Source organism: Phaeobacter sp. NW0010-22 (genome assembly GCF_040365955.1).
Taxonomy (GTDB): Bacteria; Pseudomonadota; Alphaproteobacteria; order Rhodobacterales; family Rhodobacteraceae; genus OMPR01.
The window spans coordinates 142072-154749 of the sequence record NZ_BAABWT010000001.1; the positions used below are offsets into that span (position 1 = coordinate 142072).

Here is a 12678-nt window from a genome sequence, read left to right on the forward strand (position 1 = left end):
TCTCGCTTGCCTTTACCTCATGAGGTGTTCCTCTGAAACCCCTCTGCGTGAAAGGTGATCTGTGCACGGACCTGATTTCTTTGAACACGGTGACCTGGTCGGCGTTCTCACGGCCCAACCCCTGGATCGAATGCTGGATTATAAAGCGCCCGAAGGCGGGTGTTTTCGCGGAGCTTTTGTTGAGGTGCCCTTGGGGCCACGCAAAGTGTTGGGCGTGGTTTGGGGGCCGGGCCAAGGGGACTATGACTATTCCAAGGTGCGCGGTGTGATCCGCGTGCTGGATGTGGCCCCGATGCGTGATGAGATGCGCATGTTCTTGAGGCGTGCGGCGGATTACACTTTGACACCGATGTCTGCGATGTTGCGATTGGCAACACGAGCGCCGGGGTTGGGCGATCCGCAATCTATGCGCAAAATTTATCGTTTGGGCACGGGGGAGCCTGAGCGGAAAACTGATGCACGCACCCGTGTTCTGTCGGTGTTGCGTGACTATGGAGGATTAGCTTTCACGCTTAAGGAACTGGCGGAAGCGGCGGACGTAACATCGTCTGTTGTCAAAGGTTTGGTAAAGCAGGGAGTCGTGCGTGAAGAGGACAGCCCCCGAGATTTACCCTTTCCAAAACTGGACCCGGAACTGCCCAGCAAGGTGTTGACCGAAGACCAAGAGCGGGCCACGACGACGATGCGCGCGGCGCTCCAGTCCGGAAAATATGGCACGGCTTTGTTAAAGGGCGTGACCGGGTCGGGTAAAACCGAGGTCTATCTTGAAGCGGTTGCAGAGGCGCTGCGACTTGGACGGCAAGCGTTGGTCCTGTTGCCAGAAATCGCGTTGACGGCTGAATTTTTGAATCGGGTCGAGGTGCGCTTTGGCGCCCGTCCTGCCGAATGGCATTCGGGTGCGACCATGACGGAACGGCGCCGCATTTGGCGGATGGTGGGGCAAGGGGAGGCCCCGTTGGTGGTCGGGGCGCGGTCCGCCCTTTTCTTGCCGTTTCGTGATTTGGGTCTGATCATCGTCGATGAAGAACACGACACCTCTTACAAGCAAGAAGATGGTGTTTTGTACAATGCGCGCGATATGGCTGTTTTGCGGGCTGCAATGTGCAGCGCGCGTGTGATTCTTGCCAGTGCCACACCATCTCTGGAAAGCTGGGCAAACGCGGATGCGGGTAAGTATGACCGGATCGAGTTGAAATCGCGCTTTGGCGTTTCGGTTTTGCCTGAGATGAAGGCAATCGACATGCGCGCAGAACAAATGCCGTCGGGGACTTGGATTTCGCCATCTTTGCGCCGGGCAGTTGAGGAACGGCGCGCCAAAGGGGAACAGTCGTTGCTGTTCATCAACCGGCGTGGGTATGCCCCGATCACCCTGTGCCGGGCTTGTGGGCAGCAGATTGCCTGCGACCACTGTGACGCCCGGATGGTCGAACATCGGTTTCTAAAACGCTTGATGTGCCACCAATGTGGCGAGACAAAACCGATGCCCGAGGAGTGCCCTTCTTGTGGAGTCGAAGGCAAGTTGGCAGCTGTTGGTCCGGGCATCGAGCGATTGGCCGAAGAGGCCGAGGCGGCATTTCCTGATGCGACGATCGTGACGCTCAGTTCGGATATGTTCGGATCGGCGCGCGCGCTGAAAGCGAAGATCGAAGAGATCGCTGAGGGCGATGCGGATATCGTGATCGGCACGCAACTTGTAGCGAAGGGGCACAATTTTCCGAACTTGACGCTGGTTGGGGTGATCGATGCGGATCTGGGTCTACAGGGATCTGATCTGCGCGCGGCGGAACGTACGTTTCAATTGATGCGTCAGGTGGCAGGGCGTGCGGGACGGGCGGAGAAGCCCGGTCAGGCTTTGTTGCAGACGTTCCAGCCAGAGCATCCCGTTATCCGGGCGATCCTGTCCGGGGACGAGGACGGGTTCTGGGAGGCCGAGGCGCGGGAACGGCGTGGGGCAGGTGTGCCGCCCTACGGGCGTATGGCGGGGATCATTTTGTCAGGGCCAGATGTTGCTGCAGTGTTTGATCTTGGCAATGTTCTTGCGCGCAATGACGGCCCGTTGCGCGCGATCGGGGCGCAGGTGTACGGCCCGGCCCCGGCGCCAATTGCGCGTGTTCGGGGGCGACACCGGGTGCGAATGCTGATCAAAGCGGAAAAAGGAGCGCCGTTGCAGGAGGCCATATCGCGTTGGATTGCCCCGCTGCGTTTGAAGGGCGATCTGCGGTTGAGTGTCGATATCGACCCGCAGAGCTTTTACTAGGCTATGCGGGGCGGGGGATCAGGTGGCAAGAGCGCCTGCTCTTTGATCGACAAGATAATCCGTTACCATCGCGCCGACCCACATAAAGAACAGCGCAGCCCAAGCGGTGCCGACAAAAATCGACCCCCCTGTCACGCCAGCACCGATGGCGCACCCGCCGGCCAACATGCCGCCAAAGCCCATCAAAGCGGCCCCGATCATGGCTTTGCGCATTGTAATGGTATCGTCAAAGGCCTGTAATTTCAGCTCTTTGGCCCAAGCAGCGGCGACCAGTGCCCCTATGAATACGCCGGGAACCAAGCCGACATCGAATTCCAGAATGGCGTTGCGATCAAGAAAGAACATCAGTGTGTGCGCGGAGGGGCCGGTGAACGTCGCGCTTTCAATCTGAACAGGATCAAAGGCCACTTGGCTGAGCGAGTAAGTCAGAACCCAGCCCATCGCGACGGCAAATCCGACACCCGAGGCGAAAATCAAGCGGTATGCACCGATTTCGTTTCGACGCGATAAGATCAGGGCCAAAATTGCGATCAGAACCCCAATGATGAGGCCGCTGTAGCTGGGCAAGCCAATGGTGGCCAGCAGATCCATATTCCGGCCACCATCGGTGATCCACAGGCTGGCGATACGATCCCGAAAGGGGGAGAGGATGCCAGACAGGCTCATCTGTGCGACGACGGCAAAAATCAAACCCGACACCACGGACCGTAGGTTGCCGGTCGCGGCAAGCACCAAGAGACGGCCAGAACAGCCGCGTGCCAACACCATGCCTGTGCCAAAGATCAGCCCACCAACAACAGCGCCGGACCAACTGCCGGGGACGGCCATCATGCGCGCATCTGCTGATTCCATGAGGCCGAGGAGTTGCGCGGCTTGGACCCAGACGACGGCCGTTGAAAAGGTTAGAAGCCAGACCGATACCTTGTCTTCCATCCGTCCCCGGGCGAATTCGACTGTGGCGGCGCGCAGACAGAACCGCGAACGCTGAGCGGCGATCCCAAAGGTGAGGCCCGTGAGCAGGCCAAACAAGGCCGCTGTTGGGGCTTCTCCAATGCGTTCTACCAGACTGACCAGATCCATAATGCGCCTCCGTTGCATTCATGGATTGCGATATATTGTTAAGTGAACTTCTCTGCATTGATGCAGATCAGATGTGCGTTCGCGCCTTTCCTCTCGCCAAGTCTGCGGAATGGGCGTAGAGCAGATCTCATGTTGAAACCGATTTCGTTGGCTGACGCACAGCACCTGCCGTTCTGGCGCCGCCCCATCACCTTGTTGTTTGTCATGGCGTTGACCATGCCCATTGCGTTCAATGCCTGGAGCGCATTGTTGAACAATTTTGTTATCGAGGTGGCCAATTTTGATGGGGCTGACATTGGCCTTTTGCACACGGTTCGCGAAATTCCGGGCTTTTTGGCCGTTGGTGTGATCGCGGTCATTCTTTTTGTGCGTGAGCAAGTCTTGGGGATGATTTCGTTGGCTCTGCTTGGCGTTGCGACCGCTGTCACAGCATGGTTCCCGAGTTTGGGAGGACTGCTATTCATTACTTTGCTCAGCTCGATCGGGTTTCACTATTACGAAACAGTGAACCAATCACTGCAATTGCAATGGCTTCCCAAGGATCAGGCGCCGCAGAAGTTGGGCTGGCTGGTTGCTGCGGGATCCGCGTCGACCTTGGTGGTTTATGGGTTGATCGTGCTGACATGGGAACGGTTCGATTTAGCCTATAACACGGTGTTTATGGCTGCTGGCGGATTGACGGCGCTGCTCGCGATCTTTTGTTTGGTTGCTTATCCGCAGTTTGAATCTCCAACACCGCAAACCAAAAAGCTGGTGCTGCGTCGGCGATATTGGTTGTATTATGCCTTGCAGTTCATGTCTGGCGCGCGCCGTCAGATCTTTATGGTCTTTGCCGGTTTTATGATGGTTGAGAAATTCGGCTTTGAAGTGCACGAATTGACGGGCCTCTACATGATCAACCTTTTGATCAATATGATCGTGGCCCCAATGTTGGGTAAAGCGGTGTCCGCGTTTGGGGAACGACGAACATTGATGTTTGAATACATTGGGCTGGCAGTTGTCTTTGCGGCCTATGGTGGGGTCTACTGGTTTGGTTGGGGCGTCATTTTGGCGGCAACTTTGTACGTTGTTGATCACGTGCTGTTTGCTTTGGCTTTGGCGCTCAAGACTTACTTCCAGAAAATCGCAGACCCAGCCGATATTGCACCCACGGCGGCGGTGGCCTTTACCATTAATCACATCGCGGCCGTGTTTCTACCGGCGCTGTTGGGGTTATTGTGGGTCATTTCACCTGCGGCCGTCTTTGGGCTGGCTGCAATGATGGCCTTGGTTTCGTTTGGCCTCTCGTTGCTGGTTCCACGACACCCCGAACGGGGCAACGAGACCGTTTTTTCCAAATACACGGCGGCACCTGCCGAATGAGGGCGCATGGCTGAACAAGGGCGCTTTCTTACCGGGTCTACGATGGGCCATGTGGTGCGGATGACACTGGCGGGAACGCTGGGGATCACCTTTGTTTTTCTTGTCGACGCCGCCAACCTGTTTTGGATCGCCCAACTGGATCAACCGCGCTTGATGGCGGCGATCGGGTTTGCCTTTGCCATTCAGTACTTCTCGGTCTCAGCCGGTATCGGTTTAATGATAGCCTCGACCGCGTTGGTGTCCCGTCGCATTGGTGAAGGGGACAGAGAGCTGGCGCGGCGCAACGCGACAAGTGCGGCGATGATTGCGTTTGTGTTTCAAAGCATCGTGGCTGCGATGATCTTCATTTACCGTCACGAGATTGTCGCGCTGTCCGGGGCAACCGGGGAAACGGCGGCTCTTGCGGCGCGGTATCTGGCGATGTCGGTGCCGACGCTTGGGATCATGGCAATTTCGATGATTGCCAATGGCACTCTGCGGGCCGTGGGTGATGGGAAGCGGTCAATGTTGGTGACGCTGACGTCTGGCGGCGTGGCAATGGTGATTGACCCAATCATGATCGTGACGTTCGGCTGGGGCTTGGATGGCGCGGCGATAGGGCTCAACATTTCACGCGTTGTTATGCTGTTCATGGCGCTGCGCTTTGCCATTGGGACCCACAATCTGCTGGCTTTGCCGAGTGTCTCTGGATTTCTGGAAACTGCCAAACCTTACTTCCAGATCGCATTGCCCGCGATTTTGGCACAGATGGCCACGCCTGTTGGGAATTACATGCTGACCGCAGTCATGGCGCCATTTGGGGACGAGGCCATGGCTGGTTGGGCGGTGGTTGGTCGTTTGACTGTCGTTGCCTTTGGCGGGATTTTTTCGCTGTCTGGTGCGATTGGTGGGATTTTCGGTCAAAATTACGGGGCCCGATCTTATGACAGGCTGCGATGTACCTATCGGGATGCGCTGATTTTCGGCTTTGTATACACGGCAGTCACTTGGGGTGTTCTGATCCTGTGCAAACCGCTGATCCTGAGCGGGTTTGCTTTGGCCCCCATGGGGATCGAAGTGGTCACGGCATTCTTGTATGTCGGAGCAGGGGGATTTGTTTTTGCAGCCGCTCTGTTTGTTGCGACCACCGCGTTCAATGCCTTGGCACGACCAACCTGGGCCACGCTGACGTCATGGGTCAGAGACGGAGTTATGACCCTGCCATTTGCTTTGGTTCTGTCGGGCTGGTTTGACGCGCCGGGGGTGATTTATGCCCAAGCCATCGTAACGGTTCTGGTTGGGGGCGTCGCTGCGTGGCTTGGATGGCGATATGTGTGCTCTTTGGGTCGTGAACAGTTGCCAAAGCTTGACCTTGCCCCGCCACGGCCCTACGCGCATGCAGACAGATTTAGGAGACGCTGATGCCTACCTTTACCGCGCTGACCACTCTTATGGGCAAAGCGCCCGCAACTGCCTTGGGCGACGCTATGGAGCGTTTGAACCCTGAACCTACAGGTGTGGGCGTTTTCGAGGTCGAGGATGGTTCGGGCCTGTGGGAGGTTGGTGGCTATTTCACCGAAGCCCCGGACGAAGCTGGGTTAGCGTTGCTGGCCGCAAGTTTCGAAGCCAAGCCGTTTGTCGTGTCCGAGTTGCCGGAAACGGATTGGGTCGCCCATGTCCGTCGCGAGCTTGCGCCGGTCGAGGCGGGGCGGTTCTTTGTCTATGGCAGCCATGATGCAGATAAGGTGCCAGCGGATAGCATCCCGCTGTTGATCGAAGCTGCGATGGCGTTTGGGACCGGGCATCACGGCACCACGTTGGGGTGTCTCAAGGCCTTGGACCGTTTGATCGGCGAAGGGTTCGAGGGCACCAAGGTCGCTGATATCGGGTGTGGGACGGCTGTTTTGGCAATGGCTGCCGCGCGGGTGTGGACCGGAGACATTCTGGCCAGTGATATCGATCAGGTTGCGGTGGATGTAGCGGAGGCCAATTTGAAGGCCAACGGCATGGAAGGGACTGTGAAGTGTCTGGAATCCGCGGGCTTCGATCACCCGGATCTGCAGGCGCACATGCCGTATGATCTGATCTTTGCCAACATCCTCAAAGGTCCTTTGATCGCGCTTTCACCCGATGTTTCAGCCCATTTGCGTCCGGGCGGATATGCGATTCTCTCGGGTATCTTGAATGAACAAGCCGATGATGTGATCGCTGTTTATCTCGAGAATGGAACCAATCTTGTGAACAAGGAACAGATTGGTGAATGGACTACGCTGCTATTGCAGAAGAATGGCGCAATTTAGGCGAATTTTAGACGTAGGGCTTGGTTTTGCCGCAATTGAACCGTAAATTTCTTTCATCGCTGGTGGGGGCCAGTGCAGAGAGGCTGCTATGGTTGAAGAACAACTTCAGTTTGATCGGCGGATTCAACGTCTAAGTCGCAAGCATCAGTCGATGTCTCGTGGCTATTCAACGCGCATGCGGGCCGATGGCCTGATTGTAACCACGCCCCAACGCAATGGGCTGAAGGTTCCTTTGCGCGCTATCCTTTTTGTTTTTGTCGCGTTGTTTGCATTCAAAGGGTTCCTATTGGCCAGTATTGGCCCTGAAAGCTATGCTGATCGGGTACAAAGATTGTCAGAGGGAACCGTCGTAGAACAAGCTGGTGCTTGGGTTATGCAAATCGAGCCCGTGAGCGCGTTTATCGCATCCCAGATTGGGCCAATCCTTCGGTGATTGGCATGTGCCAGTGAGAATAAGAAAGATGCCCAAGAGATTGAGCACCTGAGTTTTGCAACAGATTTGACTGCCATAAAGAAAAGCACCGTGTGAGGGGATCACACGGTGCTTTCTTAGGTCTGGTTCGGTGCGTTACGTCGGCGGATTAGAAACCGCGCGATGTGACAGCAACGCCGTCGATGTCAGAGCGTGACAGACCGATGTCTTCCAGCTCGCGATCGGTGAGGTCGGACAGCGCGTTACGTGTTGCGCGGGCGTCATTCCATACGACAACGGCGTTTGTCGCCGCGGTGAATAATGCGCCGATACGGCCGATGAGGCCGAACGAGCCATAGGTGGTGCGGGTGGTGTCCAAAGCAGCCATATCCTGAGTCCTTTTTGGTTTGTGTGAACAGTGGCGTTTCAATTTCTGAAAGGGCATTTATGGCTGTCGTATTTACCGCACAAGGTGCAAAAAACGCATGACACCTATGCAATGAGCGCGCGGGTCAAAAACACTGAAATACCCTTGAAACAAAGGTGATCTGAGCCTCTGAGATGGGTCGTTTTCTGCTTTGCAGCATGTCGTTTTTGATGCATTTGTCGTGATCGGATTGGGGTGGGTCGTTTTCGACCGTGATGTCAAAGTCCTTGGAAGATGTTCGCGTTTCGTGCTACTTCGTCGAAAAAGCAACAAAATGAGCAGGGCTAGGGCAGAGATATGCGAATTCTGGGCATTGATCCGGGTCTGCGGACCATGGGATGGGGCGTCATCGAATCAAATGGCAGCCGATTGAGCCACATCGCAAACGGTCATTGCACGTCCGGAACGGGTGAGCTGGCCGAGCGGTTGTTGTCGTTGCACGAGCAACTGACGGATGTTGTCGCGCGGTATCAGCCCACCGAAGCTGCCATCGAGCAGACCTTTGTGAACAAAGACGGTGCGGGGACGCTGAAGCTGGGGCAGGCGCGCGGAGTGGCGTTGTTGACGCTGGCGCAGGCCGGGATTCCGATTGGGGAGTATGCCCCAAACAAGGTCAAGAAAACAGTTGTTGGGGCTGGGCACGCCGCGAAAGAGCAGGTTCTCTATATGGTGAAGCTGCAGTTGCCCGGGTGTAACCCTGTTGGCGCCGATGCGGCGGATGCGCTGGCCATTGCCATGTGTCATGCGCACTATGGCGGCAAGAGGACGCTTGAATTGCGAGAGGTAAAAGTATGATTGGCAAGCTGACGGGGCGATTGGATTACCGCACAGCGGATCATATCCTCATTGATGTGCGTGGGGTCGGGTACATCGTCTATTGCTCGGACCGAACATTGGCTGGCTTGCCCGGAAATGGTGAGGCGGTGTCACTTTATACGGATATGGTCGTTCGTGAAGATCTGATGCAGCTCTATGGCTTTCCCTCGCTGGTCGAAAAAGAATGGCACCGGTTGCTGTGTTCGGTGCAGGGGATTGGGGCCAAGGTGTCATTGGCAATCTTGGGCACATTGGGTCCTGATGGTGTGAGCCGGGCCATTGCCTTGGGTGATTGGGCGTCGGTCAAAGCCGCCAAAGGGGTTGGCCCAAAAACCGCGCAACGTGTGGTTCTGGATCTCAAGGACAAAGCGCCGGGTGTGATGGCAATGGGGGGCACTGTTGCGGATGCGATGGATGGGCCTGCGCTAGATGCGGTCGAAGTGATTGAACCGGCACCAACATCCAAGCGAAAAACGACGCCAAAGCAACCAAGTGGCGCTGCCGCTGCGACTGCGGGAACGCTGTCGGCCTTGGCGAATCTTGGGTACAGTCCATCGGATGCTGCGGCGGCCGTTGCCGAAGCCGGCGCGACTTGGCCCGATGCTGATGAGGCAGAATTGATCCGTCAGGCACTAAAGCTGCTGGCTCCGAAAGGCTAACGACCCAATGATAGATGCCGATCCGACGATCCGCCCTGAGCCGCTGCCCGAAGACAATGACCGCGCTCTGCGACCGCAGGGCTTAAGCGAATTCATTGGACAGGCCGAGGCGCGCGCAAACCTGCGCGTTTTTATTCAATCCGCAAAACAACGCGGCGAGGCGATGGATCATACTTTGTTCCACGGCCCTCCGGGATTGGGGAAAACAACGCTTGCGCAGATTATGGCGCGCGAGTTGGGGGTGAATTTTCGCATGACCTCGGGACCGGTTCTGGCCAAGGCGGGGGATTTGGCGGCAATTCTGACCAATCTGGAAAACCGGGATGTGCTGTTCATTGATGAAATCCACCGGCTGAACCCGGCCGTTGAAGAGGTTCTTTACCCCGCGATGGAGGATTTTGAACTGGACCTTGTGATTGGGGAGGGACCAGCGGCCCGGACGGTTCGGATTGAGCTGCAGCCCTTTACGCTTGTGGGGGCGACGACCCGGATGGGGTTGCTGACCACGCCGTTGCGCGACCGGTTTGGTATTCCAACGCGTCTGCAGTTTTACACGGTTGATGAATTGCACGAGATCGTCACGCGCAATGCCCGCAAGCTGGGCGCGCCAGCGGACGATGCCGGGGCACGCGAAATTGCCCGTCGCGCCCGGGGAACACCACGTATTGCCGGGCGTCTATTGCGGCGTGTTGTGGATTTTGCGGTGGTCGAAGGGGACGGGCGGATCACCAAGGAACTTGCTGACAGCTCTCTAACGCGGCTTGGGGTTGACCACTTGGGGCTGGACGGCGCTGACCGGCGGTATTTGCAATTGATCGCCGAGAACTATTCAGGCGGTCCGGTGGGGATTGAAACCTTGTCTGCGGCCTTGTCCGAAAGCCGGGATGCACTGGAAGAGGTGATTGAGCCTTATTTGCTGCAACAGGGGTTGATCCAGCGCACACCGCGGGGGCGGATGTTGGCGCAAAAAGCATGGGCGCACTTGGGATTGCCAATGCCAAAGGGGCAAAGCAATCTCTTTGGTTGATGTCGTGCGCGAGAGTTTTTATTCCGGGGTCCAAGTTGAGTTGAACCAAAGACAAGGGGCAGGGCGTGACACCACAAGAGATCGAGACGCTGTTTACACGTGATACGGGCAACTATGTTTTCGCACGTTGGGGCCGTCCGATCGCTCCGACGGTGTTTGGGGTCGAGGATGAGACGCTTTCGGTTGTAAAAGGCGCATTCGAGGCGGTGACGGCTTTGGCCGGTCATGAGATGGCTGAAACAGATCCTGAGCTTGGCACCAACTGCATGATCTTTTTCTTCCGGGAGTGGTCTGAACTGCTGGCTGTGCCGGACCTGGATAAAATGGTTGCTGACCTACCAGAGCTCGTGGCGCGTTTGGCAGAGCAGGGTGCCAATCAGTACCGCGTATTCCGGTTCGAAGAAGACGGCGCAATCCAAGCAGCGTTTGTATTTTTACGGATGGATGAACAGATGCTGGCACAGCCCGCTGATTCACTGGCGCTGAGCCAAGTGGTGCAGACGGTTCTGGTCTGGTCCGAAGGGGCGTTCCGCACCCAGTCACCATTGGCCATCGCGGGTGAGGCCACGATCCTGCGGCCAGAAATCGCAAATGTCATTCAGGCAGCTTATGATCCGGTGCTGCCTGCTGTCAGCCGGGACAAATCGCATGCATTGCGTTTGTTTGCGCGCGTTGCGGCCCGCGCATGAGCCATCACTATCAACTGCGTGTGCAATATGAAGATACCGACATGGCCGGTATCGTCTATCACGCGAACTATCTGCGGTTCATTGAACGGGCACGCAGCGACTGGGTTCGCAATCTGGGAAATGATCAGAACGCGATGCGAGATGCCGGGTTTGTTTGGGTGGTCCGGAAGATCGAAGCCGATTATCTGGCCACGGCCAAGTTCGAAGATATCCTAGATGTTGAAACGGACCTTGTTTCTGTTTCGGGCGTTCGTTTGACTATGTTACAGACTGTAAAGCGTGCAGGGACCGAGATTTTTCGCGCCTCAGTCATGGTGGTTTGTATGAACCAAGCAGGCAAACCCGTCCGTTTGCCGGCAGAGATTCGCGCATTGATGCAATAATACGGGGTTTCGGGGTGGTTCTGTTGGCATTTTGCCCCCATCTGCTTTAGCGTTTGACGCAACAAGGCCGCACAAAGTGGCCAACAGGCAGAAAAAAGAGCAGGTTTATGTTAGCAGCGACCCTGACGCAGGCGGCAGAGATTGATTTCTCTATGTGGGGCCTTTTTGCGCGCGCCACCCTTACCGTGAAATTGGTGATGTTGATGCTGACGGGGGCTTCGTTTTGGTCCTGGGCGATCATTATCCAGAAATTGATCACCTATCGATCTGCCCGACGTGAGGCTGCGGTTTTTGATCAATCCTTTTGGTCGGGTGAACCTTTGGATCAGCTTTTTGAGCAGATCGGTGCTCAGCCAAAGGGGAGTTCGCAAAAGGTTTTTGCCGCTGGAATGACCGAATGGCGTCGCTCGCATCGAACCGATGGCGGACTTATCGCTGGGGCGCAGGCCCGGATTGACCGGTCTATGGATGTGGCGATCAACAAAGAGGTTGAGGCGCTGCAAAAAGGGTTGCCGGTTCTGGCGACAGTTGGATCAACCGCGCCATTTGTTGGTCTGTTCGGGACCGTTTGGGGCATTATGACCGCGTTCATTGAAATTGCAGAACAGCAAAATACGAACTTGGCCGTTGTTGCACCGGGGATCGCCGAAGCCTTGATGGCCACGGGATTGGGTCTGTTGGCGGCTATCCCGGCCGTTATTTTCTACAATAAGCTTAGTGCAGACAGTGATCGGATCGTTTCTGGATATGAATCCTTTGCAGACGAATTCGCCACTATCCTATCGCGTCAGTTGGACAGCTAAGTCATGGGGGCGGGCGTTCAACAATCTGCTGACAGTGGCCGGCGCCGAGGTCGGCGGCGGCGGCGCGGACAACCAATGTCCGAAATCAACGTGACACCGTTCGTCGATGTTATGTTGGTTTTGTTGATTATCTTTATGGTGGCTGCCCCGCTGTTGACTGTTGGGGTGCCGGTGGATTTGCCTAAAACGGCAGCTGGAGCGTTGTCGTCTGACAATGAGGAGCCGCTGACTGTGACGCTCACGGCAGAGGGCGGGGTGCAGATCCAAACCACAGAGGTTGCGCGCGACGCGCTGGTTCCCAAGCTGCGAGCGATTGCAACCGAACGGACTAGTGACAAGGTCTTTTTGCGTGCGGACGGATCGATTCCTTATGCACAGGTGATGCAGGTGATGGGCGCGCTGAATGCGGGCGGGTTTTCCAACGTGGGGCTGGTGACAGACACTGGCGGACCAACGCTGGATCAGAGCAAAGAGTGAGGCAGCG

14 protein-coding genes are annotated in these 12678 nt (G+C 56.5%); 12 read left to right on the top strand and 2 right to left on the bottom strand.

The window, feature by feature from the left end; genetic code table 11:
- Window positions 1-61 precede the first annotated feature (61 nt).
- Entirely contained in the window at window positions 62-2257 is a 2196-nt protein-coding gene (locus ABWV33_RS00560; protein ID WP_353328582.1) for a primosomal protein N', read from the top strand.
- 18 nt (window positions 2258-2275) lie between these two features.
- Here ABWV33_RS00560 and ABWV33_RS00565 read toward each other — a convergent pair whose 3' ends face one another.
- Window positions 2276-3337 (bottom strand): YeeE/YedE family protein, encoded by a 1062-nt coding sequence (locus ABWV33_RS00565; RefSeq protein WP_353328584.1) that lies wholly within the window; start codon window positions 3335-3337, stop codon window positions 2276-2278.
- A gap of 129 nt (window positions 3338-3466) precedes the next feature.
- Here ABWV33_RS00565 and ABWV33_RS00570 point away from each other — a divergent pair, with 129 nt between their 5' ends.
- The 4 genes from ABWV33_RS00570 to ABWV33_RS00585 all read left to right on the top strand — a co-directional run bounded on the left by ABWV33_RS00570 (window position 3467) and on the right by ABWV33_RS00585 (window position 7411).
- Window positions 3467-4699: an MFS transporter gene (locus ABWV33_RS00570; RefSeq protein ID WP_113821834.1), complete on the top strand. Its 1233-nt coding sequence runs from the start codon at window positions 3467-3469 to the stop codon at window positions 4697-4699.
- 6 nt (window positions 4700-4705) lie between these two features.
- Entirely contained in the window at window positions 4706-6100 is a 1395-nt protein-coding gene (locus ABWV33_RS00575; RefSeq protein ID WP_353328586.1) for an MATE family efflux transporter, read from the top strand.
- Window positions 6100-6978: a 50S ribosomal protein L11 methyltransferase gene (locus ABWV33_RS00580; protein WP_121999463.1), complete on the top strand. Its 879-nt coding sequence runs from the start codon at window positions 6100-6102 to the stop codon at window positions 6976-6978. The genes ABWV33_RS00575 and ABWV33_RS00580 overlap by 1 nt, the downstream gene beginning before the upstream one ends.
- 88 nt (window positions 6979-7066) lie before the next feature.
- Window positions 7067-7411, top strand: a complete 345-nt coding sequence (locus tag ABWV33_RS00585) for a hypothetical protein (protein ID WP_113821832.1) — start codon at window positions 7067-7069, stop codon at window positions 7409-7411.
- A gap of 148 nt (window positions 7412-7559) precedes the next feature.
- Here ABWV33_RS00585 and ABWV33_RS00590 read toward each other — a convergent pair whose 3' ends face one another.
- Window positions 7560-7778, bottom strand: a complete 219-nt coding sequence (locus ABWV33_RS00590) for a DUF1127 domain-containing protein (RefSeq protein ID WP_113821831.1) — start codon at window positions 7776-7778, stop codon at window positions 7560-7562.
- A gap of 336 nt (window positions 7779-8114) precedes the next feature.
- Here ABWV33_RS00590 and ruvC point away from each other — a divergent pair, with 336 nt between their 5' ends.
- From ruvC to tolR, 7 genes are all read left to right on the top strand, one after another.
- Window positions 8115-8612 carry a crossover junction endodeoxyribonuclease RuvC gene (gene ruvC, locus ABWV33_RS00595; RefSeq protein ID WP_353328589.1) on the top strand — a complete coding sequence of 166 codons (498 nt, stop codon included), beginning with the start codon at window positions 8115-8117 and terminating at the stop codon, window positions 8610-8612.
- A complete protein-coding gene (gene ruvA / locus ABWV33_RS00600) occupies window positions 8609-9292 on the top strand; it encodes a Holliday junction branch migration protein RuvA (RefSeq protein ID WP_113821829.1) in 684 nt (227 codons plus the stop codon). The genes ruvC and ruvA overlap by 4 nt, the downstream gene beginning before the upstream one ends.
- A 7-nt stretch (window positions 9293-9299) precedes the next feature.
- Window positions 9300-10319 (top strand): Holliday junction branch migration DNA helicase RuvB, encoded by a 1020-nt coding sequence (ruvB, locus tag ABWV33_RS00605; protein ID WP_113821828.1) that lies wholly within the window; start codon window positions 9300-9302, stop codon window positions 10317-10319.
- A gap of 65 nt (window positions 10320-10384) precedes the next feature.
- Window positions 10385-11008 (top strand): hypothetical protein, encoded by a 624-nt coding sequence (locus tag ABWV33_RS00610; RefSeq protein WP_353328591.1) that lies wholly within the window; start codon window positions 10385-10387, stop codon window positions 11006-11008.
- Window positions 11005-11391 (top strand): tol-pal system-associated acyl-CoA thioesterase, encoded by a 387-nt coding sequence (ybgC, locus tag ABWV33_RS00615; RefSeq protein ID WP_121999467.1) that lies wholly within the window; start codon window positions 11005-11007, stop codon window positions 11389-11391. Before ABWV33_RS00610 ends, ybgC begins: the two co-directional genes overlap by 4 nt.
- A gap of 107 nt (window positions 11392-11498) precedes the next feature.
- The gene (gene tolQ / locus ABWV33_RS00620) at window positions 11499-12194 is read left to right on the top strand and encodes a protein TolQ (RefSeq protein ID WP_353328593.1); all 696 of its coding nucleotides are present in this window, start codon (window positions 11499-11501) and stop codon (window positions 12192-12194) included.
- Between the two features lie 3 nt (window positions 12195-12197).
- Window positions 12198-12671: a protein TolR gene (gene tolR / locus ABWV33_RS00625; protein ID WP_113821824.1), complete on the top strand. Its 474-nt coding sequence runs from the start codon at window positions 12198-12200 to the stop codon at window positions 12669-12671.
- Window positions 12672-12678 lie beyond the last annotated feature (7 nt).